The sequence below is a fragment of the Alteromonas sp. OM2203 genome (assembly GCF_048517045.1).
Lineage (GTDB): Bacteria > Pseudomonadota > Gammaproteobacteria > Enterobacterales > Alteromonadaceae > Alteromonas > Alteromonas gracilis.
Genome location: NZ_CP183209.1, coordinates 2690641 through 2715530, shown reverse-complemented (window position 1 = coordinate 2715530; position 24890 = coordinate 2690641). Strand labels below are relative to the sequence as shown.

Sequence of the window (24890 nt, the reverse complement as noted above, 5' to 3'; positions counted from 1 at the left end):
ACCATAAAAGTGTTAACTGAATGCCGTTAAAAATAGGAAAAACATCAAAGGAAATTAATCGAAATGTTAGACACAATTTGATGAAGAGGATTTCTTGCCTTTTTGGTCTTATTTAAGTGTACTTTAAGCGTGCAATTGCTTTGCCCTGGCAACTAATTTTGTTATGCTTATTAGCATGATTTTAAACATGAAATTAAAGATATCAGATATCTATTCTGTTATCGATAAACTCTTTTTCTGACGAAAAGTTTGATTTTCTCTCGCAATACTTTTCTATTCAGAGAGTAGGTAAATCTTCAGTCTTACTTGTAACGTATTAATTTTTATTTCTCTTATTCTTCTGGTGGAAAAGACTGTGGAATCACAATCGTCTGTATTTATTAAAAGCTATGATAAGCAATCACTGAAATCAGTGGATGTGATATCTGGAATTTCCCCTAACGCTATGCGAAGGGTGTTTGGTGGATGGATATTTTTCGCCGCAGTCGTAGGCGTTATTATCAGTGTTGCACCGGACTTAAGCACACAATTTATTGGTCTAACACTTTTTGTTTTATTCGCGTTTACGCTGATTATGTTTGGTCAAAGTCGAATCTCAGAGGGCTGGCCGGCGATAATCTGCGATAACGACATTATCGGTGTGGTACGCGACCCAGTAAAACGAGAGTATATATGTGTTAATTCATCACTAGTCAAAGCCGCTAACCCTACGCTAATTAAACCAAACAAAAAAGCGGTAGAGATTGTGTTGAACCGTGAGAATTTGTCCGAAGAGGAGCAAAGCGTGCTTAACCAAGCAGTTTGGCCTAGAGATGGGGCGCTTATTGGTTTAGCACACTTTAAAAAGCGAGAAGACGCGTGCGAAAGTCTAATGTGGTGTGTAAAGCACAGAAGCTCTCGTTAAACAGCCCGGACTACGCTCTCGAGCTTGTTTAATCGTCGATAAACGCTAGTTCAGTATACAAAGGGTAGTGGTCTGAACCTATACTCTCTAGCTTTTCTATGTGAACCAACGCAAAATGCTTAGAATGGAATACGTGATCTAGTGGCCATTTTACTAACGGGTATTTTGCGTGAAACGTGTTATAAAAGCCTCGACCTTCTCGTGGATCTAGCAATCCGCTTATCTTTTTAAATTTTCGTGTTGTCGGCGACCACGCCACATCGTTGAGGTCGCCTGCCACAATAATCGGCCCGTTTGTATTCGATATCTCCTTTCCAACAATAGCTAATTCGACATCACGAGGTTTTGCATACGTGTTTTCTGTTGGGCTAGGGGGCTTAGGATGAAGAAAGTAGAGGAGAGTGTCTTGCCCTTCTAAATTTATCTTTACCTTCATGGAAGGAACATCATCTTCAATCAGGAAATTAAGCGTAGCCTCTTCAAACGGTATTTTGCTATACAAGTGCATACCGTAAAGGTTTTCAAGCGCACAGAACTTCCGGTAAGGGTACTCCGATTCGATTTCACTAATTCCCTTTTGCCACTTTTCATTCGACTCTAATGTTACTAAGAAGTCCGGTTTCTTATTTCTGACGTGCGCTATAAGTTTTCTAAAGTCGTTGTTAGGCATATAGACGTTACTTGAAAGCACACTTACCGTGCTCGCTGCCTGCGATTTTTCTATTCTTTTGACATCTTTTTTATAAAAGGGTGTGTAAGGGAGTATCCAAACAAGTTGGTAGAGCAGAGTTATCCCTAGTCCTGTAATTACCAGCGAGTTAATAACTAACCAATGATTATCAGAAGTCCAATTTAATGCGTGACAAAGAAGAAGAATGACAATAATTACAGATATTTGCAGGCGAGGGAATTCCCAAACTCGAACCACCCAATGAGAAGAGGGTAAAAGAGGAACAAAGCTGACTACAATAAAGAGTATTGATGCAGCAAAAAGTGCAATATCCATTGGCTTAGCATCCTTGATATTAAAAATTTGAAATGCTGTTTCCTATCAAGTTTTTGAAAGGTACCTAGCAATAAGAAGATTTCTCTATTATCTACGCTTAAATTGTTAAATCAGTTTAATCTTTACTCATTTCAATACGGATGAAACTCAATTCACATTTATTGATTATTCTTCGATAGCTATGTCGGAGAACTCACATTTAAAGCAACAGGTAAAAAATTCTCGTTTCACAGCAAAGATTTCAAATTCTTGAACCATTAAATACGAATATTTCTATGATATTCATTCAAAAACAATGGGTTGCGTTGTTGGCAAGGTTCTAGCTTACTTCATTGTGAGTTTCGACAAAGGATAAATGTTATGAAACGTTCACTAATTTCTATGATTGTTGCTACAACGTTGACCACTGCAGCTTGTGCAGGAGATATGGACACTGACAACAAGTGGGAAAAGGGCGCCAAAGACGCATGGATTGATGGCAAAGCTGAAGCTACGCTGTTGTTCAATGGCAACCTAGATTCATTCGATATCAATACCGATGTGAAAAATGGCAATGTAGTGCTAACAGGTAAGGTTGAAAATTCTGTCGATAAAAAGCTAGCGGAAGAGCTGGTAGCAAACATTGACGGTGTAACCTCTGTAGACAACAAGTTGACCATTGTTTCTGACAAAGACATGGACGGCGACATGTCTGATGATATGGAAGATACGGTAGATGAAGGTACAAGCGAACTTACTGACGCTAAAATCGCTACTGTAATCAAGACCCGTCTTCTAATGGACACTGATATTTCTGGTTTCAACATTGATGTTGACGTTGAAAATGGCGTGGTAATGCTGTCGGGCGACGTTGATTCTGATGCAGAGCGCGATTTAGCGGTTGAAATCGCAAAAAATGCATCTGATGTTAAAAATGTGAAAAGCGACCTTCGTGTAGTGACTAAAACTGCAATGAACTAAACGCATTTCATGTAGATAAGTTTGAAAAGGGGCATTCGCCCCTTTTTCTTTTTAAATGTTAACCAAATATATAATTATCGAAGTCAATGCTTCTATTCTTCGTTAAGGAGAATTGCTTAGCTATTTTCAGATTTGATCTCTTTGCAAGATTCAGTGCAATCATCAAAAACAAAATAGAATTCATAGATAGTGATATCAGTTCCATATTGCTTACTTTCTACAATACGCTTTATGTTCGCGTTCTTGTTCTGATCCCAAAATAGGCGTAAGCACCGCAGAAGCCAAAACTACCATATTCAAATCACGCTAAATTTCAACAATTTTCCGTTCGCTTCAATCAAAATGCTTAAATCAAACTTTTCAGCTGAAATTACTCCAGCATTAGCAAGACTCGAAGCGAGAATTAATGTAAGAGACATTAAAACGGGCTTCATCCATGGGATAACAGAAACGTCACATAACCAGAAGGCAGTAGGCATTGTCTTTATTTTAGACATTTAAACCTCTTGGTAGACAATTGCTTACCGATGCATCTCATACTTAAATCAATATTATTGGTAAGTCCGGTTAAGGGGGTGAAATTGCGTTTTGTAATGCCAATTTAAAATCAATTGACAAAAGTTATGAAGTCTTTAAGTAGATTGCCTTAGAGAGGGAAGGGTGATTATGTGATTGTTGTTTTCACTACTGATTTAATTGTCTTTTAATACTTATGTCTATTTTCACGACAATATTTAGCGCGAAAAATGAACTTTTTGGTAATACCAAACATTCACTGAACACTATATTCTTCATCCACTGTTTATTTAAGGCCGTTTTTATAAATTTTGTTTGGATAGGCTTTGATTAAACCCGAAGGAAAGACACGGAAAATTTCTCTTAAAGTGTGTAGAAAATTCTTTCAATACATTTTGCAGTAGTAGTCTTGTTTCATATCTTCCTGAAATACAAAGAAATATATTGTGGTATAGAAGCTGCAATTACAAATTACACATAGTAATTAAAATTAGCGCATTGTTTGGCTTACCTTAACTTTTTAGCGCTAAGTTTATTAATCAGATTATGAGCAGTTCACAGTTGATCAAGGAGTGAAGCATGAACATTTTAAAGTGGGTTTATTCAGCTATAGTTGTTTCAGTTGTAATAGCATTAATCGGTCTGTTCGGGCAGGGCAAGCTTTCAATTAGCCAAGCAACGGCCGATGACGCTGAACGCACTGTTCATGCAGATATCGTCAAAGTTGAACAGACATTATCACTTGTAGAGTTTGATTTATCCAAAAAGGCGCATCTGCTTAGAAAAACACGCTTAGATTTTTATGTTAAGCAGGCAAAACAAGCTGATTTAAGAGGCTGGAAGTTTAAACGTGACGAGTTTGTTGAGCGCGCTGAGAACATCATTAGCCACCATCTTACACAATATGCGAACGATATAGCTCAAGAGACAGAGACCTACACTGCACAGGCAATCTAGCCGAAACTGCTTTAATGAAAACGCCCTTTACGCTTTGAGAAAGTAAAGGGCGTTTTTGGTTCTATGTAAATCTATCCGTCGATATTTGAAATGTAGGCTTTAATCACTTTTGCGACAAATGCTTGGCAATCCTCGGCTGTTGTAGGATCATATTCACCGTGATTAGTGATATTATTTGATAAAACGCGAATACCCAAAAACGGGATATGGTAGGCGTGAGCAATTTGGGCTGCCGAAGCTGTTTCCATTTCTTCCACGCTAGTACCTAGGTTCCTATTAAGCCATGCAATTCTATCTAGTTCATTGTTCCAAAAGTTACCGCTGCCGATTGTTCCTTTTACTACACTACCTCGTTCATATTGGTTAGCTAGCGATGAAGCCAGCGCGATTAATTGCTTATCGCCTAAATAAAACCGCAATTTTTCAGCATCCTTTGCACTACTTCCTTCTCCTGCACTCCCTTCAGATGCCATAATATCCATGGGGATCCAATTGAGAGGATTACTGCCTTCTCCTTGCACTAGCCTTGGCGTTTTAAAGCTTGATGCGTTTACACTGCGCTCGCCCAAAACGATGTCTCCGACTTTCAAAGATGGGTCATGTCCTCCAGATGTGCCCTGATTGATAATGAGGCGAGGATGGTATCGCTCTATACCAATAGCTGTTGCTGCCGCAGTGTTCTCTAAACCTTTACCAGTTTTAGCAACTACAATGGGGTAGCCGTCTAGCGTACCTTTGTAGAACACAGCATTACCTGCATATTCGATGGTCACATTGCTCAAGAGTGCAGTAAAATATTGAGCTTCTATGGGCATAGGGCCTTGAATCATTATTGGCTGTAACGGAGCACTTGGTGAGCTAACTTCAACGCTTTTCATATTATGCGTGGTAGGGGATGTAGCCCATGCACAATGACCAATAACGGTAAGAAAGGCTATTGTGAATAACCTAAAGGCATGGTGTTTATGGATATAGTACATACTGATCCTTGTTTTTATCGTTCTTGTCCTGAGAAATTTATAACGAAGAAACGTTTGGCATATTAGGTGAAGTTAATTGTTCCAATAACTTTCACACCGCTTTTTTATTATGTGTTTGGTTTGATATTACTATTTAAATTTCAGGCAAAAAAAAGCGAAGCATCTGCTTCGCTTTAATATAATAAATATGGTTATTCAACTTCCACAATTTTTAACGTGTTAGTTGCGCCTACTTTTTCCATTTCATCGCCATAAGTAAGGATGATGCTGTCGCCACTTTTTACTAAACCTTTTTCTTTTAGTGAAGCAATAACATCATACTTTAATCTACCAGGCTCGCTGTTAGATGAGTCAAAATAAACTGGCTTAACACCCCGACACAGCGCCATCGTGTTAAGCGTTGATTCGTGACGAGACATCGCAATAATTGGAAGTGACGTTGTGATGCGTGACATTAACGTTGGCGTAGTACCGCTTTCAGTTAAGCCCACAATTGCTTTAACGCTTGGAAGGTGATTTGCCGCATATACTGCAGATAGTGCAATTGACTCGCTCGTTGATGAGAATTGCTGGTCCATACGGTGCTTAGAAATTTTAACGCTTGGGTGGGTTTCTGCGCCTTCACAAACGCGGGCCATTGCTGCCACCGTCTCGATAGGAAAGTTACCTGCCGCTGTTTCAGCTGAAAGCATAACCGCGTCGGTGCCGTCTAAAACAGCGTTTGCAACGTCCATAACCTCTGCACGCGTTGGCATTGGGCTGTCAATCATCGACTCCATCATTTGCGTTGCGGTAATTACCACTTTGTTAAGCTGGCGAGAACGGGCGATTAACTTCTTCTGTACACCAACAAGTTCGGCATCACCAATTTCAACGCCTAAATCACCACGAGCTACCATAACGGCATCTGACGCAGAGATAATGTCATCCATAGCTTCGTCAGAAGCTACGGTTTCTGCGCGTTCAACCTTTGCACAAATTTTGGCATAACAACCTGCTGCTTCGGCAAGTTCTCTTGCGTAATTTAGGTCTGCACCACTTCTAGGGAACGACACCGCGAGGTAATCAACACCGATTTCCGCCGCAGTTTTAATGTCTTCTTTATCTTTGTCGGTAAGTGCATCGGCAGAAAGTCCACCACCTTGACGGTTAATGCCTTTGTTGTTTGAAAGTTTACCACCTACCGTAACTTCAGTGATAACTTTACGCCCTTCAACACCAGTAACTCTCAGTTGAATACGGCCATCATCAAGCAGAAGAATGTCACCAGCTGAAACGTCATCAGGTAGCGCTTTATAGTCTATTCCTACTTGATTAACATCACCTTCATCGCGACCAAGCTCGGCATCAAGGATAAACTTTGCGCCTACTTCTAAGCGAACTGGACCCTCGGCAAAGCGTGCTACGCGTATTTTAGGGCCTTGTAAGTCACCCAATATCGCTACGTATTTACCAAGATTTTTAGCTGCCTCACGAACGCGCTTCGCACGTTCTATATGGTCTTCAGCTTGCCCGTGAGAGAAATTCATGCGCACTGTGTTTGCGCCCGCAGCAATTAATGCCTGAATTTGTTCAAGAGAGTCGGTTGAAGGTCCAAGGGTGGCAAGAATTTTCGTTCTTCTGGTCATGTGATTCCGTCGCTGTTTCTAAGTTAGAAAAGACAAAGATGATTGGCAGCACATATGAACAGTGTGCCTGTAATCGCTTTACGTAATTTTATTACAGAATAATAGTTTAATTTGACAATAATGTGAATGAATTAAAGAAAAACGCCTTACTGGCTCGACCAGTTAGGCGTTTTTACAAAAGCTAAGGGTCATTTATTATACGACCATAATTCGGGCAATGATCAACGATAGGGGACTAATCACCGCGCTTTTCGTAACGAGAGCCGCGTAGCGTATCCTTGACGCGCTTTAGATTCTCTCTAAATTTATTGCCTCGGCGCAAAGTAAAGCCTGTAGCTAGAACGTCTATAAGCGTCAGCTGTGCGATGCGAGACGCCATCGGCATATACATGTCTGTGTCTTCAGGCACTTCTAATGATAAAACATAGCTACACTCTTGAGCGAGTGGACTGTCAGCTGAAGTGATGCCCACAACAGTGGCGTCGTTCATTCGAGCAATCTGTGCAATTTCTACAAGACTTTTTGTGCGACCGGTGTGACTTATTAATACTACCACGTCACCTGCCGAACAATTCATGCAACTCATGCGCTGCATTAAAATGTCTTCGAAATACACAACAGGTACATTGAAGCGGAAAAATTTGTTAAGTGCATCGTGCGCAACAGATGCTGATGCGCCCAAGCCAAAAAACGAGATCTTCTGCGCTTGTGTCAGCAAATCAACCACGCGATTCACTACATTTACATCAACGGACTGGCGAGCCACTTCAAGTGAAGCCATGGTCGATTCGAATATTTTATTGGTATATTCGTCCGGACTGTCGTTTTCGTCAACATGACGGTTTACATAGGGCGTGCCGTTGGCCAAGCTCTGTGCTAAGTGAAGTTTAAAGTCAGGAAAACCTTTAGTATCAAGTCTACGACAGAACCGATTAACGGTAGGCTCACTAACGTCAGACATTTTAGCAAGGGTTGCTATACTTGAATGTATCGCCGTTTGAGGGTTAGCGAGAATGACTTCTGCAACCTTTTTCTCAGATTTACTGAATGCCGCTTGATTTTGTGTGATTTTTTCTAAAATGTTCATACAGATATAGCAAATACTTAGCACTGTTTATTATAAGGTACATCGCTAATAGTACCTATTGTGACGTCGGTGACAAGAAAAATGTAATTTTTTGACAATATTTGTTGTTTCAACTGGGGTAAATGAGGGTAAACTGAGGGAAACGGTAAATATTTAGATCCTATAGTTGGTTCAAGTTGTAATTTTACTACATTTGGTGTTAACTATACGGTAAAAATAGTCGTTAGTGTTGTAAATAACTGTACAATACGCTGCGGACACATACATTTAAAAGGTCGACGAATATGGTATTGGATAATTCCTACGAACCCTGTGATTTTGTACTTTTTGGTACGCTGGGAGATCTTTCACGACGCAAGTTGCTGCCTTCTTTATATCAGCTTGAGAAAGCAAATCTGATGCATCCAGACACTACTATTGTTGGTGTTGCGCGTCAGGAAATGGAGCTTGAAGCTTACATTGAAGAAGTTCACACGAACCTTGTTAAGTTCGGTGAAAAGAACTTGTGTGAAGAAACTTGGGAACGCATGAAAGCGCGTTTACATTACGCCTGCGTCGACATGAAAGATGTTGATAGCTATTGTGTTCTTGATGACCATGTCGATCCTAGCCGCACAATGGTATGCTATTTAGCAACACCGCCAGCTATCTACGGCGACATTTGCCGCGGCTTACACAGCTGCAAAATTATCGATTCAAGCGTTCGTGTGGTGCTTGAAAAACCAATCGGTCACGATTTGGAATCCTCCAAGGTTATCAATGAGCAAGTTGCCGAATACTTCGACGAAAAACAAATCTATCGTATTGACCACTATTTAGGTAAAGAAACGGTTCTTAACCTGGTATCACTTCGTTTCGCAAACTCAATTTTCGCGACAAACTGGGATCACAACTGTATTGACCACGTTCAAATTTCAGTTGCTGAATCAGTAGGTATTGAAGGTCGCTGGGGTTATTTTGATGATGCTGGTCAAATGCGTGACATGGTTCAAAACCATTTATTACAAATTTTGAGTCTAGTGGCCATGGAGCCGCCAACAACGCTAGATGCTGACAGCATTCGCGACGAAAAACTGAAAGTGCTAAAAGCGCTTCGTCCAATTAACTCATTTAATATCAATGAAAGCACGGTACGTGGCCAATATACCTCGGGCTTTGTAAAGGGCGAAGAAGTACCTGGATACCTTGAAGAAGAAGGTGCCAATACGCAGAGCAAAACTGAAACCTTTATTGCTATCAAAGCGGAAATTGACAACTGGCGTTGGGCCGGCGTGCCGTTCTACCTGCGTACAGGTAAGCGCATGCCAACTAAGGTGAGTGAAGTTGTTATTTACTTCAAGCGCCAGCCGCACAACTTATTCGGCGATAGCTTTAAGAATCTTCCGCCTAACAAGCTAGTTATTCGTCTACAGCCCGATGAAGGCGTAGAAATAACTGTAATGAATAAAGTTCCAGGCCTTACCAGCTCAGGTTCTATGGATCTTCAAAAATCTAAGCTTAACTTGAGCTTCTCTGAAGCGTTTGCTGACGAGCGCATTCCTGACGCCTACGAAAAATTACTCCTTGAAGTGATGCTTGGCAATCAGGCGCTATTCGTACGCCGTGATGAAATTGAACAAGCTTGGACATGGGTAGACTCAATACTTGAGGCGTGGAAGCAATCAAGTGAGCCGCCAGAGCCATATCAAGCAGGTACATGGGGACCAGTAGACTCTATTGGTCTTCTTGCTCGCGAAAACCGCAGCTGGTATGAAAGCAAAACAGGGAAGAAGAAATAGTATGGCATTAACAACTCTATCATTCGAAACGCCTGACGCGCTTACTAATGCCTTTGCGCAAGATTTAGTAAGTATTCTCAAAACAGGGATCAAAACACGAGGTCGTGCCTCGCTTATCGTTAGTGGCGGTCGTACGCCGCTAGCGCTGTTTAAACAGCTAAGCGAAACCGATTTAGAGTGGGATAAAGTTGACATTACCCTTGCCGATGAGCGTTGGGTAGAAGAGGGCCACGAGGCCAGCAACACCAGTTTAGTAAAAAATAATTTAATTCAAAATAAAGCCGCAGCAGCTCGTTTTATCGAATTGAAAAGTGACGCTGATGATGCAAACGAAGGCGTGAATGCAGCTGAATCAAATTTAGCCAGCATGCCTCAGCCCTTTGACGCATTAATTCTTGGAATGGGAGAAGACGGACATACTGCTTCGCTTTTCCCTTGTTCTGAGCAGGTCCTTGACGGCTTAGATATGAGCAGCGGCAGAACATGCATTGCTGTTCAACCTACAACAGCACCTCATCAACGTATTTCACTAACGCTACCAGCGTTACTAAATAGCCGTAATATCTTTTTGCACTTAACGGGTGAAAAGAAAAAGCAAGTATTGCTAGATGCTATTGAAAATGCCACCGAAGCGCAAAAGCCCATCACCGCTGTAGTTAACCGTGCGCCGGTTACTTTGATGTGGGCGCCATAGGAGACAAACATGAATCCAAAAATTGCTGAAGTTACGCAACGAATTATCGAGCGTAGTAAAGAAACGCGTAAAGCGTATTTAGAAAAGATTGAAGCAGCCCGTCGTCAAGGTCCACACCGAGGTGTGTTGTCATGCGGCAACTTGGCTCACGGCTTTGCTGCATGTGGTACAAGCGAAAAAGCTGACCTTCGTTCAATGACTAAAGCCAACGTAGCTATCGTGTCTGCATACAACGATATGCTTTCCGCACATCAGCCGTATGAGACGTACCCAGCGATCATTCGTGAAGCCGTCAAAGAAGTTGGCAGTGTTGCGCAGTTCGCAGGTGGTGTTCCTGCAATGTGTGACGGCGTTACCCAAGGCCAGTCTGGTATGGACTTAAGCTTAATGAGCCGTGACAACATTGCTCAGGGTGCAGCTATCGCACTTTCACATAACATGTTCGATAGTACGTTGATGCTTGGTATCTGCGACAAAATCGTACCTGGACTATTGATGGGTGCATTAACTTTTGGTCACTTGCCAACCGTTTTTGTTCCTGCTGGTCCAATGCCGTCGGGTCTGCCAAACAAAGAAAAAGCACGGGTTCGCCAAGAATTTGCTGAAGGCAAAGTGGGTCGCGACGCACTACTTGAAGCTGAATCTCAGTCATATCACTCAGCAGGTACTTGTACTTTTTACGGTACAGCAAACTCTAACCAGCTAGTGGTTGAAATGATGGGCTTACATTTACCGGGCTCTTCTTTTGTTAATCCGGGTACACCGTTACGTGACGCGCTTACGAAAGCAGCAGCGGTTCAAGCAACGCGCTTAACTGACCTTGGTGACAACTACACGCCAATTGGTCACATTGTAGATGCTAAGGCCATTGTGAACGGTCTTGTGGGTCTGCTTGCAACAGGTGGTTCTACTAACCATACCATGCACCTAATTGCCGTCGCGCGTTCTGCAGGCTACATCGTAAATTGGGATGACTTCTCAGATATCTCTAATGCAGTGCCGCTGTTAACTCGCATCTATCCAAACGGTTCAGCTGACATCAATCACTTCGTTGCCGCTGGTGGTATGTCTTTACTTATCAAGCAATTGCTTGATGCGGGCCTACTGCACAACGATGTGAAAACAATTGTTGGTGAAGGCTTAGATTTATACACCAAAGAGCCTGTTTTGAAAGATGGTGAGTTAGAATGGCGAGATGGCCCTACTGAGTCACTCGATAAAGAAGTACTTGCTACAGTAGAAAACCCGTTTAAACCAGACGGTGGATTGAGTGTGCTTGACGGCAACCTAGGCCGTGGCGTAATCAAGACTTCTGCGCTTCGCACTCCGCACTGCAACATCAAAGCACCGGCCGTTGTTTTTGAAGACCAATTCGAGTTAGATGATGCGTTCAAATCTGGCAAGCTAGACAAAGATTGCATTGTTGTTGTTCGCTTCCAGGGCCCATCAGCGATTGGTATGCCAGAGCTTCACCGCTTAACGCCACCGCTTGGTGTGCTTCAAGACCGCGGCTTCAAAGTAGCCCTTGTAACTGACGGTCGTATGTCGGGTGCATCAGGTAAGGTACCTGCTGCTATCCATGTGACTCCGGAAGCGTACAAAGGTGGCTTGCTTGCTAAAGTGCAAGAGGGCGACATCATTGAGCTTAACACCGAAACCGGTGCGCTTACCTTGCATGTTGATGATGAAACGTTGGCCGCTCGTGAGGCTGCGCCAGCAAACCTAGCTAAGCATCACATAGGCATGGGACGTGAGATGTTCGCAGGTATGCGTGCAATACTTACTGGCGCAGAAGAAGGAGCGTGTTCTCTGTTTTATACGCAGGAGCAAGCATAATGAGCCAGAAGTTTGTGGCTGATGTTGGCGGCACAAATATTCGCGTTGCTAGGGTAACCGAGTCTGGTGTAGCCGACATTAAAAAGTACATGTGCAATGACTTTGCCAGTATAGATTTGGCCATAGGCCAATACTTTTCTGATATGGCGCAACACACCTTTACGCAAGGCTGTATTGCCATTGCATGCCCTGTGCTTGGCGATCAAGTCGAAATGACAAATCACAGTTGGGCGTTTTCACAAAATGCACTTCGCAGTCAGCTTAAGCTAGATGCGTTGTTTGTTATTAACGACTTTACGGCGGTAGCGCACTCTTTACCCGTGTTGGGTAAAGAGCAGGTGGTACAAATTGGCGAAGGTACCGCGAAAGAAAATGGCAATATTGCTGTTTTTGGTCCGGGGACGGGTCTTGGTGTTGAACACATCACAATGACGTCTTCTGGCTGGCAGACTCTTGATGGTGAAGGCGGTCACGTTGATTTTGCCCCTGTTGATGAAACTGACGTTGTAGTGTGGCGTCATCTGCAAAACACTTTGGGCAGAGCGTCTGCTGAAGAAGTAATGTCGGGTCGCGGACTGCATAATATCTATACAGCACTTGCTACTGACGCAAACGCCCCAGTGACTTTTACAGAGCCAGCGCAAATCACAGAAGCAGCCCTTAACGGTACGTGTAAGATTGCAGAAGCAACGCTTACGCAATTTTGTCGCATTATGGGGAGTTTCGCCGGTAATTTAGCGCTTAACATGGCCACGACTGGCGGCATCTTCATTGGCGGTGGTATTGCCAACCGTTTCCCTGAATTTATTCAAAACAGTGATTTTAGAGCTCGTTTTGAGGCAAAAGGGCAGATGAAGCACTACGTGAAAGACATTCCCACCTATTTAATTGCAGAGCCTGACCATGGTCTATTGGGTGCGGCTGCATATCTGAATCAAAATACAGCGAGCTAAATTATGACAACCAAATGGAAAACCTCTCCAGAGGAAATTTTTGCAGCCGGTCCAGTGGTACCTGTACTGGTTATCAACGACGTGGAAAAAGCCGTTCCTCTGGCAAAAGCGCTAATGGAAGGCGGGATCAAGGTATTAGAAGTGACCTTGCGTACGCCAGCGGCAATTGACGTGATTAAGCGTATTGCAGAGGAAGTACCTGATTCACTTATCGGAGCTGGCACGGTAACCAATGCGCAGCAGCTTAAAGCGGTAATTGAAGCTGGGGCTAAGTTTGCCATCAGTCCAGGTATGACTGCTGACCTACTTAAAGCAGGTATGGATGCAGATATCCCGCTTATTCCTGGTATTTCTTCTACGTCTGACCTTATGAAAGGCAAGGATGCAGGCTACACCCACATGAAGTTCTTCCCTGCAGAAGCGTCAGGCGGTGTTAAAGCTATCAAGTCTATTAGTGGTCCTTTCCCTGATGTGACGTTCTGCCCAACAGGCGGTATTGGTCCAAACAACTACAACGACTACCTAGCACTTAACAACGTTAAATGCGTAGGTGGTTCATGGCTTGCCCCTGACGACGCAATTGAGTCAGGTGATTGGGCGCGTATTACCCAGCTTGCTAAAGAAGCTGTTGCAGGCGCGAAGCAGTAAAAGCAAAACGCTTTTAAATTAAAAAAACCTGCCATTGTGCAGGTTTTTTTATATTTATGCGGACTGATATTAAACGGTGCTGATAAATAAGCATTTTGAGGCGCTAGATATCAACACATTGCTAAATGTACTATCTAGGAATGATAGTTTGCTTGAGTGCATGGCTTTCACCAGGGGCTAACGTTTGACCTTGTGTTAAAGATGTCTCTACGCATAGCATATGTTTATAGCCGAAGGGATCCATATCTGAAATAGAGGCCGCACCCTGCCACGGGTTCCATATTACAAGCGAATCATTACCTTCAGAAACAACTTCGGTAAATGCACTGCCGTCCACTTCGATTTCAGCGGTTTTAACCGGGGCAACATGTATTCGGTCTGTTTCACCAGTAATCGTATATGGCGCAGGTGTAGATTTTAAGGCCCAATCATCTAGCTTATCTTTGTATTGCCCTTCAATACCGTTTATCTGCGTATGTTGGATGTGATCTACTTGAAAGTAAGTGTGTAATGCGCAATTGAACTCGAATGGTACTACACCCGTATTTTCTGTAACGAGCGAGACTTCTAGCGCTTCACCGACGGCAATTTTCATAATAACGCTGCAGTCGTTTTCGAACCCTTCTGCACGGGTAAAGCTTGGAGAAAGGGTTATCGTTGTTCTCTTGTCTGTATCTTCTGAATTAACCAGCTTCCACACTTGTGTTCTTAAAAAACCATGAGAGGGGAGTGCACCCTTCTCGCGGCCGTGATCGTCGCTAAACCAAGGCCAGCATACTGGAATACCGCCACGAATAGGACGTTCGCCATTTAAATAGGCGTGAGGGCTTACCCAGAGTCGCTCTCGTTCGTCGACTTTTGGAATATAAGAAAGGATATGGCCGCCAAATAGGCTTATACGTGCTGAAGCGAACGAATTACTCACATCTAGAAAGGTGAGTCCATTAGACTCGCTAACGGTAACTGAATTAACAGGCGGCATAAGCCCTCCTTGGACAAATAAGAGAACAAAAAAGATAAGCGACGGGAAAACATGTATCGCTAGAACATCGTGCTAATAGAAAGCGTCACTTTCAAAAACAAAAAAGGTGCAAACGCATTGTTTACACCTTTAGATTAACTCAACTTATACAAAATTAGTTTAACTATTTTTGCAAAATTTGGTTTTTTACTTTGATATGTGAGCCACAAGGTCAAGAACCTTGTTTGAGTAGCCCCATTCGTTATCGTACCAAGATACTAATTTAACGAATGTATCAGTTAATGCGATACCTGCCGTAGCGTCAAAAACAGATGTGCGAGCGTCGCCAACGAAATCATTAGAAACAACAGCATCTTCGGTGTAGCCCATGATACCTTTCAAGTCGCCTTCAGAGGCTTCTTTCATGGCTGCGCAGATGTCAGCGTAGCTTGCAGGCTTTGCCAAGTTAACAGTAAGATCTACAACTGAAACGTTTGGTGTAGGTACACGGAAAGCCATGCCCGTAAGTTTGCCGTTTAGTTCTGGAATTACTTTACCTACAGCTTTCGCTGCCCCCGTTGACGATGGAATGATGTTTTGGCCAGCACCACGACCCCCGCGCCAATCTTTCATAGATGGGCCATCTACAGTTTTCTGTGTAGCCGTCGTCGCGTGAACGGTTGTCATTAGACCATCAACAATGCCAAACTTGTCATTAAGTACTTTAGCAAGTGGCGCTAAACAGTTAGTAGTACACGACGCGTTCGATACGATGGTTTCGCCCGCGTAGCTGTCTTGGTTCACACCCATAACGAACATAGGCGTATCATCTTTTGAAGGCGCAGACATAACAACCTTTTTAGCACCTGCTTCGATGTGTTTAGCCGCCGTTTCTTTTGTCAGGAATAGACCGGTAGATTCAACAACAACGTCAACGTCTACTTCATTCCACTTAAGTGCAGCTGGATCTCTTTCTGAAGTGATACGAATAGTTTTACCGTTTACTACTAGGTTGTTGTTATCAACCGTAACTTCACCGTCGAATAAACCGTGAGTCGAGTCGTACTTCAGAAGATAAGCAATGTAATCTGTGTCTAGCAAGTCGTTAATAGCTACAACTTCGATGTCATTGCGCTCTGCTGCTGCACGCATTACTAGGCGACCAATACGGCCAAAACCATTGATACCGATGCGAATTGTCATAACGTACCCCGATTGTTTAAATAAAATGAAAATAAATTACGTAAAGTATGGATCAAAATGCCATAATTAGCAAAATAAAAAGCAAATGTGTTGCAAAATTACGAATTAATACTTTTGCAATCGTATTCAGATATCGTCGAGCTCATGTTTCTAGAATAATGTTAAAAAATTGTATGTGACGCTTACGCTTTTTCTCAGATACTGCGTCTTTCACCGAATAACAGGAATGACAAACCATGACACAACAACTTCTGCAACAACTGGTTGAAATGCGGGGCATCGAAACCCAATATGTCGACGCATGGGGAAAACCTGCAACCATCGCAGAATCAAGCAAAGCCAAGTTGCTTAACACACTTGGTTATGACACTAGTAGTGACGAAAAAATTCAGTCACAAATAACGCAAGACGTTAAATCGGTATGGTTGTCGCCGCTTAACCCTGTTCAGGTTGTTCGCAATACCGAAGAAATTATCGTTGCCGTTCGTCTTCCTATCGAATTGGTCAACGACGAACATACCCTTACCATCACTTGCGAAAACGGTGAGGTTAAAGCGCACACATTTATCCCTGTTGATCAAGAAATGACGACTATGGCTCACATCGACGATGTCGAGTTTCATGAGTACGTTGTAACAGTTCCTTTGGATTTACCATTGGGTTATCACGATGTGGTATTAAGTGCTGATAACGATGAATTTGCGCGATCCCGTATTATCGTTGCGCCAGAAGCGTGCTACACGCCAAGTGAAATCAAAGAAGGCAAGAAAATTTGGGGCTTAAGCGTTCAACTTTATTGCGTGCGTAGTGAAAAGAACTGGGGTATTGGTGACTTTTCTGACCTTTCATTACTCATAGAAAAAGCAGCAGGTGTTGGTGCGGATTTTATTGGCCTCAATCCAATTCATGCTCTATATCCCGCTAATCCAAATGCGTGCTCGCCATATGGGCCAAGTTCTCGTCGTTGGTTGAATTATTTATATATTGATGTAACTACCATTGAAGGTTACGACGATGCCTCCGTACAGAGCCTAGTAAATAGTGATGATTTTAAAGCGACCCTTGAACATGCTCGCAATGTCGAACACGTGGATTATGAAGCAGTCGCACATTTGAAATTAGCTGCACTTAAAGCCGTTTTTGAGGTGTATAACGCAAAATATCTATGTAAAAACACCAAACAAAATAAAGCGTTTAAAGCGTTTGTGGAAGCTGGCGGTGAAAGCTTAGATATGTTGGCGGTATACGATGCGCTGCAGTCGCACCTAAAGGCTGATGGTAAAGAGAGCTGGGGCTGGCCAGTATTTCCTCAGGAATTTAAAGATTATCACAACCCAGCCGTGGCTAAATTTAAGCGCGCGAACGAGCAAGAAGTGAAATTCTATCTGTTTCTGCAGTGGATTGCGGCACAGCAGCTTGAACTAGCAAGCAGCAAAGCAACCGACGCAGGCATGACCATTGGTCTTTATCGCGATTTAGCCGTCGGCGTTAGTGAGGGCAGTGCCGAAATTTGGGGTAACAAAGACCTCTACTGCACGAACGCGAGCGTGGGGGCGCCACCCGATATTTTAGGTCCATTAGGTCAAAATTGGGGTTTACCACCTATGGATCCGCGTAAACTTTACGAACAGGGCTACCAGCCAATCATCGACTTATTTGCTTCGAACATGGCGTCTTCAGGCTCACTGCGTATTGACCACGTGATGGCGCTACTGCGTTTGTGGTGGGTTGTTAAAGGCGATAACGCAAAAGATGGCGGCTACGTGTATTACCCTGTAGATGACCTGTTAGGCATACTTGCACTAGAAAGTCACCGCAACGAGAGCCTGGTCATTGGCGAAGATTTAGGTACGGTGCCAGAGGAAATTCGCAGTAAGCTTGCAGATAACGGCGTGTATTCTTATCGTGTGTTTTTCTTTGAACAAGCTGAAGACGGTGGTTTCTTCTCACCAAGCCATTATCCTGTTCAGTCTATGTCCACGTTAACTACTCACGATATGCCAACGCTAATTGGTTACTGGCACTGTTTAGACCTTGAGCTAGGCAAAGATATCGGTCTTTATCCAACGGATGAAATTCTGCAGACCTTGTATGAAGACCGCCATGAAAATAAGCAGGAAATTCTAAATACCCTGCACGGCCATGGTTCAATTGATGACAATGTGGGTCACGATGTTAATTTCACAGGTATGAACCGAGAACTTAACAACGGGATGCAAGTTCATATGGCAGGAGGGTCTAGCGCACTCTTAAGTCTTCAGTTAGAAGACTGGTTAGAAATGGATAAGCCGGTGAATATCCCGGGTACGTTTAATGAATATCCTAACTGGCGCAGAAAACTCACCGAGAATATTGAATCGATGTTCGAAAGACATGATATTAATGATTTAGCGTCTAAACTTACTCAAGCACGAAAGCAAGCGAGCCAAGGGTAGGGCGTGTGTCCCTAATCATCATTATCAAAGAAACGGTAATTGATGGTTGCCTAGGTTACTTAATCGAGTAAGATAAAGTGCCATCACGGTGCTTTCGACAGGGCTTGAACGCAATAAGGCGCACTCAAGCCCTCAATTCAACCCGCTGAAATGCGGGTTTTTAATAGGAGTAGCGAATGCAATTAGCGCAGCAGTTTGAACAGGTATTATGTTCTCAGCCCTTTTCCCAACTAGGTATAATAACAAGTAGTAATGAGTCGAAACTTCGAGTGTGGCGCCCTAATGCTCAAGGAATCACCATTCAATGGGAAAATTCTGCGCTTGAAGATTTAACGCTCTCATCAAAAGATGGATTGTTTGAGGCGTCGCTACCAAAAGGTTATGACGGTGAAGTTTATCGGGTTATCACTCGAGGCTCCCAAGATAAAAAAGGTAATATTGACCCCTATCAGTTCACTGAACAGGCCTATCATGCAGTCCATTATATTGATAGCGCACCGGAAAATTTATACACGCAAGCTGGCGCACAGCTTATATCCCTCACTACAGGCAGTGGAAACGAAATTAGCGGTGTAAGATTTTGTGTTTTTGCGCCTAACGCCAGCACCGTTTCCCTTATCGGAGATTTCAATCAGTGGGATGGCCGTATGCACCCCATGGAAAAGACGTCAATGGGTTATTGGGTGCTTTTTGTACCAGAACTGACTGAGGGCGAACGTTACAAGTATCATATCAAAGACGCCCACGGGCACGACTTACCACATAAAGCTGACCCGCTGGGCTTCAGTGCCGAACAGTATCCATCGCACGCTTCAAAAATCTTCAACCACGATACCTATGAGTGGAACGACCAAGTTTGGATGGAACAGCGCGGTAAAAATAAGTACCAAAGCCCCATGAGTATTTATGAGGTACATTTAGGCTCGTGGAAGCGCCCGGACGATGCGTCTGGTGCTCGCTACCTGACTTATCGCGAGCTTGCTGATGATTTGATTGCTTATGTTAGTGACATGGGCTATACCCACGTCGAACTTCTCCCCATTTCTGAGTTTCCGTTTGATGGCTCATGGGGGTATCAGCCCGTAGGAATGTTTGCACCCACCAGTCGTTTCGGTAACCCGGATGATTTTAAATATTTTGTTGATAAATGCCACCAAGCTGGAATTGGCGTGATTATCGATTGGGTCCCCGCTCATTTTCCTGAAGATGGACATGGTTTAGCCCGATTCGATGGTTCTTGCGTTTATGAATACGAGGACCCACGCAAAGGCTGGCACCCAGACTGGAACTCATGCATTTATGATTTCGGTAAAGATACTGTTCGCCAGTTCCTAGTGGCAAATGCGCTATTTTGGTTAGATAAATTCCACGTGGACGGACTGCGTGTTGATGCCGTAGCTTCAATGCTGTATCTCGATTACTCGCGCAATGACGGCGAGTGGATCCCGAACGTGGACGGTGGTAATGAAAACTATGAAGCCATCAGTTTGCTTAAGTGGATGAACGAGGAAGTATATAAACACTATCCAGACGCCATGACGATTGCCGAAGAATCGACGTCGTTTCCCAAGGTTTCTCGCCCCGTATTCGATGGCGGCCTAGGTTTCGGTTTTAAGTGGAATATGGGTTGGATGCACGATTCATTACATTATATTGCTAAAGACCCCGCATATCGCAATTATCACCATGGCGATATCACGTTCAGTATGGTGTATGCGTTTGATGAAAACTTTGTACTGCCTATTTCACACGATGAAGTTGTGCACGGAAAGGGTAGTATGCTGCATAAGATGCCGGGGGATGAATGGCAGCAGGCAGCAAATTTACGCTGTTACGCCGGTTTTATGTATGGGCACCCTGGTAAGAAGCTAAATTTCATGGGGAACGAGCTCGCGCAGGCCCGTGAATGGAATCATGACAGTAGTCTTGACTGGCATCTTCTAGATTTCGACAAGCATAAGGGTGTTCAAACCCTTTACAAGGCGCTTAATCATCTTTATACGTCGACGCCTGCGTTGTATGAACAAGATCATAACCCCGCCGGTTTCGCTTGGTTAGACCACGGTAATGCCGACCAGAGCGTTGTGTCATTTGTACGAACATCTAAAGATGCAAAACAAAAGGTCTATGTTGTATCTAACTTTACTCCTGTACCGCGTAAGCATTTCAGGATAGGTGTTGATGAAGCGTGTTCGTTATCATTGGCTTTGAATACGGATGCCGGCGAATTCTGGGGAAGCAATTATGAAGTGGTTTCTAAAGTAGATACACAAAACACTCCGTGGAATGATCGACCCTATTCTGTGGAGGTAACGTTACCGCCCCTGTCTACTGTGTTTTATATTACCAACTTAGACTAAACCGTTAAGCTAATAGTACATTGAGAACGTTGTGAACGAGATACAAACAACCGCGCTAATTGAAATAAATGCAATAGGCCAGCCGTATCCATTAGGCGCATCAATTACAAAAGAAGGATGTAATTTCGCGGTATATGCACCAGACGCGAAAGCGGTAATATTGTGTTTTTTCAATAGCGATACAGAAGAGGCGATAAGCGAGCATCCGTTGCCGGAAAAAACAGGCGAGGTTTGGCATGGTCACTTCAGCGGCGTTAGTGCAGGGCAGTACTATGGATATCGGGTTGAACGGGGTGAGGGCGGTTTGCACTCAGTGCCCACTGACAAATTACTTATCGATCCTTACGCAAAGAAATTAAGCCGTGCGATAAAGTGGGATGCGCGACGTTACAAGCATGACTCTCAGTTTATGGTCCCAAAGTGTATTGTTATAGACGATAGCTCTTACGCTGTTAGCCATGCAAGTTCCCCTGTTATTCCAAAACACAAGCGTGTTGTTTATGAAGCCCACGTTAAAGGGCTCACTAAGCTTCACCCTGATGTACCGAAAGAGCATAGAGGCAAATTTATAGGGGCGGCGCATCCAAGCGTAATTAACCATTTAAAGGCGCTGGGTATCACTACGGTACAGTTTATGCCTTTGTGCTCATTCATGCCCGAACCGTTTATTACAGATAAAGGACTGACGAATTATTGGGGTTATAACCCCGTTAATTTTTTCGCGCCAGAGCCTCGCTACGGTGTGGCAGACGCCTTGGCCGAGCTTAAAGCAATGGTCGATGCGTACCACAGTGCTGGCCTTGAGGTAATTGTCGATGTGGTATTTAATCATACGGCAGAAGCAGGAGAGGGGGGCCCGATATTATCGTATAAAGGATTTTGCCCCTATCAAGCGTATTTATTGGAACAAACAAAAACCGGTGAGCTCGTCTATTCGAATCATTCAGGCTGTGGTAACACCGTAAACACCGCTCAACCATTTATGATGGGCCTTATTTTAGATGCGATGCGTCACTGGGTCTCGGTTATTGGTGTTGATGGTTTTCGGTTTGACTTAGCTGTTTGTTTGGGAAGAGAACCGCAGCAGTATAATAAAAAGTCCGGTTTGCTGCGGGCAATCAACGCCGATCCTATTCTAAGGGATAAAGTATTACTTGCCGAACCCTGGGACATTGGACCTGGCGGTTATCAGGTTGGCAACTTCCCGTCGCCTTGGCTTGAGGTTAACGATAAGTATAGAGACACAGTACGAGCATTTTGGCGCGGTGACGATGGCGTAACAGCTGATTTCGCAACGCGACTTATGGGCTCCAGAGATATATTTCACAAAGGGCGTCGACATATCAGTACATCGGTGAATAACGTAACCTATCACGATGGATTTACCCTTCATGATATGGTGACTTACGCCGAGCGTCATAATCTTGATAACTTGGAAGATAACAGAGATGGTCACGGTCACAACCTCTCGGCTAATTATGGTGTAGAGGGCGAAACCAACGATGAATCCGTTATCACCATGCGAGAGCGCCAGAAACGAAACCTCTTTGCAACCTTGATTTTTTCACAAGGTACGCCCCATATTCTTGGTGGCGATGAGCTAAGCCGAACCCAAAATGGAAACAATAACGCTTACTGCCAGGATAATCCTATAAGCTGGCTGAACTGGGAGATGAATAAACGCAAGCAGGACTTTCTGAGTTTTTGCCAATACGTTATTCGCCTGCGTCAATCTTCTTCCTTACTTAGTGAGTTAAAGCTTCATGATGATGCTTTTACCTTATCGCGAAATGTAAAAGAAATAAACTGGTATAAACCCGATGGTTCAGACAAAGCGTCTGAAGACTGGAATGCGCACCACAACAAGTCCTTTGGCGTTGAAATTAAGGGGTGTGCGTTAGGTGAACAAAAGCCAGAACATTGGTTTTTATGCGTTAACGCCAGTGAAAATGACGTGCGCTTCCATCTACCGTCTGTACTTCCAAAAGGGGGATGGACTATGCACCTAGATACCAGATACAGTTCGCTGGAAGAACAACCGTCAATATGTATACAAAAGGTATTCTTACAAGCCAGTAAATCACTCACGCTGTTTAGCTTTGCCCAGTTTACTGGGTAGAGCGCAATTGATTTTCGGTTAGTGTGCGTTAAGAATAATATCTCCCTATACTATAATGCGTTGAACCGACTAAGACTTTACCTTTGTTGGAATTTCATACAGCATAGGGTTGTAAGCTGAAGCTCAGGGTTAAAACCTCCGACCAATTAGCCTTTAATGCCTGTTTATGTTTACTGGTGGTGGTATTTACACCAGTGCAGACGAAATTACGATGTTTGACTGTTCATTATTGTTTCAGGTGGTATCATGCGCAGCCATCTGAAATGTGAGGGTGTTCCTATGCAAAAGAAAGGTGGTAATTCGCACGAAGACAAGTCGTGTGATATTGGTTTTATCGGTTTAGGGGTAATGGGTAGTAACCTGACCATGAACCTTGTGGACCATGGTTATCGCGTCGCGTGCTTCGACTTAGACCAAAACAAAGTTGAGTCTATTTTAGCTAAAGACGACAGCGAACGCGCCGAAAATACTGAGCCTCGTGTTGAAGGCTGTAGTTCATACACCGAGCTTTTGAGCAAATTAAAAGCCCCTCATTTAATTATCATCTCTGTGCCTGCGGGCGACCCAGTTGACCATGTTTGTAATCATCTGATTGATGCGGGTATTCATGCTGACGATATCGTTGTAGATACAGGTAACAGCTTGTGGACTGACTCTGTAGCCCGCGAAGAGCAGTATAAAGGGAAATTTATTTTCTTCTCTACTGCAGTGTCTGGCGGTGAAGTCGGTGCGCGCTTTGGTCCGTCTTTAATGCCTTCAGGCAACCCATATGCATGGACACGTATCGAGCCTGTGCTCAAAGCTATTGCTGCGAAGGTAGATCCTGAAACCGGTAAGCCACTAGAAAGTCATACGCCGGGTCAGCCAGTGTTAGAAGGCGAACCATGCGCGACTTATATAGGTCCCGTTGGAGCGGGTCACTACGTGAAAATGGTGCACAACGGCATAGAGTACGCCGACATGCAGCTAATTTGCGAAACCTATCATGTAATGCGCGAGGCGCTTCATATGGCGCCCGCTGAAATAGCAGAAGTATTTCGCAAGTGGAACCAAGGCAAGCTTAATAGCTATTTGATGGAAATCAGTGCCGAAGTGCTAGAGCAAATGGATCCAGAAACCAATCAGCCGCTTGTTGATGTTATTTTAGACAGGGCAGGCCAGAAAGGAACGGGTCTGTGGACCGCGGTAAGCGCATTACAGGTAGGTAGCCCGGCGCAAACTATTACATCAGCAGTATTCGCACGCAGTATATCTAGCCTGAAAGATGAGCGAGTGGCAGCGAGTAAAGTACTCACAGGTCCAGATGCGCGAACGTTTAGCGATGAAGAAAAAATGTCTATCGTTAACAAGCTAGAGCAAGCGCTCTACTGCTCGAAAATCTGTGCTTATGCTCAAGGTTTCCAGCTGATGGCTATGGCGGGTAAAGAACACGGTTGGACGTTAGAGTTTGGAGAAATCGCAAAAATTTGGCGTGCAGGCTGTATTATTCGCGCAGTATTTTTACAGTCGATTTCTAAGGCTTACGAAAACAACGAAGATCTTGCGAACTTGTTGATGGACCCGTTCTTTTCCGAACAAATTACCCAATTCCAAGCTGATTGGCGAGAATCTATCGCCCAAGCAACCCTTGCAGGGGTTCCTTGTCCTGCAATGATGTCAGCATTGAGTTATTACGATTCTTATCGCACAGCGGTATTACCTGCTAACCTGTTGCAAGGCCAGCGCGATTATTTCGGCGCGCACACTTATCAGCGTGTTGATAAACCAGCGGGTAAGAAGTACCACATCGAGTGGAGTGATCCAGCAAGGCCGCAAACTGCTATCAAAAGATAGCTGATAACATTCAACGCTATCGCTCTATGAGC

General features: G+C 43.8%; 19 protein-coding genes. 12 read left to right on the top strand and 7 right to left on the bottom strand.

Annotated elements, in window-relative coordinates; translation table 11 throughout:
* Window positions 1-355 precede the first annotated feature (355 nt).
* Window positions 356-904 carry a hypothetical protein gene (locus tag ACM0P2_RS12140; RefSeq protein WP_159117625.1) on the top strand — a complete coding sequence of 183 codons (549 nt, stop codon included), beginning with the start codon at window positions 356-358 and terminating at the stop codon, window positions 902-904.
* Window positions 905-932: 28 nt separating this feature from the next.
* On the opposite strand, the gene ACM0P2_RS12135 is transcribed toward ACM0P2_RS12140, so the two are convergent.
* Complete coding sequence (locus ACM0P2_RS12135) at window positions 933-1910, bottom strand: endonuclease/exonuclease/phosphatase family protein (RefSeq protein WP_159117626.1); 978 nt, start codon at window positions 1908-1910, stop codon at window positions 933-935.
* 360 nt (window positions 1911-2270) lie between these two features.
* Between ACM0P2_RS12135 and ACM0P2_RS12130 the strand changes: the two genes are divergently transcribed.
* On the top strand, window positions 2271-2870 hold the full coding sequence (locus ACM0P2_RS12130; protein WP_419226642.1) for a BON domain-containing protein: 600 nt from the start codon (window positions 2271-2273) through the stop codon (window positions 2868-2870).
* Window positions 2871-3166: 296 nt separating this feature from the next.
* Here ACM0P2_RS12130 and ACM0P2_RS12125 read toward each other — a convergent pair whose 3' ends face one another.
* Window positions 3167-3367 carry a hypothetical protein gene (locus ACM0P2_RS12125; RefSeq protein WP_159117628.1) on the bottom strand — a complete coding sequence of 67 codons (201 nt, stop codon included), beginning with the start codon at window positions 3365-3367 and terminating at the stop codon, window positions 3167-3169.
* A gap of 598 nt (window positions 3368-3965) precedes the next feature.
* On the opposite strand from ACM0P2_RS12125, the gene ACM0P2_RS12120 reads away from it, so the two are divergent.
* Window positions 3966-4343: a hypothetical protein gene (locus ACM0P2_RS12120; RefSeq protein WP_159117629.1), complete on the top strand. Its 378-nt coding sequence runs from the start codon at window positions 3966-3968 to the stop codon at window positions 4341-4343.
* Between the two features lie 71 nt (window positions 4344-4414).
* Here ACM0P2_RS12120 and ACM0P2_RS12115 read toward each other — a convergent pair whose 3' ends face one another.
* The 3 genes from ACM0P2_RS12115 to ACM0P2_RS12105 form a co-directional block, all read right to left on the bottom strand.
* A complete protein-coding gene (locus ACM0P2_RS12115; RefSeq protein ID WP_159117630.1) occupies window positions 4415-5323 on the bottom strand; it encodes a 5'-methylthioadenosine/S-adenosylhomocysteine nucleosidase in 909 nt (302 codons plus the stop codon).
* A 191-nt stretch (window positions 5324-5514) separates the two neighbouring features.
* A complete protein-coding gene (pyk, locus tag ACM0P2_RS12110) occupies window positions 5515-6951 on the bottom strand; it encodes a pyruvate kinase (RefSeq protein ID WP_105929741.1) in 1437 nt (478 codons plus the stop codon).
* A gap of 235 nt (window positions 6952-7186) precedes the next feature.
* Window positions 7187-8038, bottom strand: a complete 852-nt coding sequence (locus ACM0P2_RS12105; protein ID WP_105929740.1) for a MurR/RpiR family transcriptional regulator — start codon at window positions 8036-8038, stop codon at window positions 7187-7189.
* Window positions 8039-8322: 284 nt separating this feature from the next.
* Between ACM0P2_RS12105 and zwf the strand changes: the two genes are divergently transcribed.
* From zwf to ACM0P2_RS12080, 5 genes are read left to right on the top strand one after another with little or no spacing between them, the layout of a single operon-like run.
* Window positions 8323-9816: a glucose-6-phosphate dehydrogenase gene (zwf, locus tag ACM0P2_RS12100; RefSeq protein ID WP_159117631.1), complete on the top strand. Its 1494-nt coding sequence runs from the start codon at window positions 8323-8325 to the stop codon at window positions 9814-9816.
* A gap of 1 nt (window position 9817) precedes the next feature.
* The gene (gene pgl, locus ACM0P2_RS12095) at window positions 9818-10510 is read left to right on the top strand and encodes a 6-phosphogluconolactonase (protein ID WP_159117632.1); all 693 of its coding nucleotides are present in this window, start codon (window positions 9818-9820) and stop codon (window positions 10508-10510) included.
* Between the two features lie 9 nt (window positions 10511-10519).
* Window positions 10520-12346 (top strand): phosphogluconate dehydratase, encoded by a 1827-nt coding sequence (edd, locus tag ACM0P2_RS12090; RefSeq protein WP_105929737.1) that lies wholly within the window; start codon window positions 10520-10522, stop codon window positions 12344-12346.
* Entirely contained in the window at window positions 12346-13299 is a 954-nt protein-coding gene (locus tag ACM0P2_RS12085; protein ID WP_159117633.1) for a glucokinase, read from the top strand. The genes edd and ACM0P2_RS12085 overlap by 1 nt, the downstream gene beginning before the upstream one ends.
* Window positions 13300-13302: 3 nt before the next feature.
* Window positions 13303-13947 (top strand): bifunctional 4-hydroxy-2-oxoglutarate aldolase/2-dehydro-3-deoxy-phosphogluconate aldolase, encoded by a 645-nt coding sequence (locus ACM0P2_RS12080; RefSeq protein WP_105929735.1) that lies wholly within the window; start codon window positions 13303-13305, stop codon window positions 13945-13947.
* Window positions 13948-14077: 130 nt separating this feature from the next.
* Here ACM0P2_RS12080 and ACM0P2_RS12075 read toward each other — a convergent pair whose 3' ends face one another.
* The gene (locus ACM0P2_RS12075) at window positions 14078-14929 is read right to left on the bottom strand and encodes a D-hexose-6-phosphate mutarotase (protein ID WP_159117634.1); all 852 of its coding nucleotides are present in this window, start codon (window positions 14927-14929) and stop codon (window positions 14078-14080) included.
* A gap of 186 nt (window positions 14930-15115) precedes the next feature.
* Window positions 15116-16111, bottom strand: coding sequence for a type I glyceraldehyde-3-phosphate dehydrogenase (gene gap / locus ACM0P2_RS12070; protein ID WP_159117635.1), 996 nt, complete (start codon window positions 16109-16111; stop codon window positions 15116-15118).
* A 236-nt stretch (window positions 16112-16347) separates the two neighbouring features.
* On the opposite strand from gap, the gene malQ reads away from it, so the two are divergent.
* The 4 genes from malQ (at window position 16348) to gndA (ending at window position 24858) form a co-directional block, all read left to right on the top strand.
* Window positions 16348-18546, top strand: a complete 2199-nt coding sequence (malQ, locus tag ACM0P2_RS12065; protein ID WP_173359943.1) for a 4-alpha-glucanotransferase — start codon at window positions 16348-16350, stop codon at window positions 18544-18546.
* 176 nt (window positions 18547-18722) lie between these two features.
* On the top strand, window positions 18723-20906 hold the full coding sequence (gene glgB, locus ACM0P2_RS12060; RefSeq protein ID WP_173359944.1) for a 1,4-alpha-glucan branching protein GlgB: 2184 nt from the start codon (window positions 18723-18725) through the stop codon (window positions 20904-20906).
* 31 nt (window positions 20907-20937) lie between these two features.
* Window positions 20938-23025, top strand: coding sequence for a glycogen debranching protein GlgX (glgX, locus tag ACM0P2_RS12055; protein ID WP_419226641.1), 2088 nt, complete (start codon window positions 20938-20940; stop codon window positions 23023-23025).
* A 279-nt stretch (window positions 23026-23304) separates the two neighbouring features.
* Window positions 23305-24858 carry an NADP-dependent phosphogluconate dehydrogenase gene (gndA, locus tag ACM0P2_RS12050; RefSeq protein ID WP_159117639.1) on the top strand — a complete coding sequence of 518 codons (1554 nt, stop codon included), beginning with the start codon at window positions 23305-23307 and terminating at the stop codon, window positions 24856-24858.
* Window positions 24859-24890 lie beyond the last annotated feature (32 nt).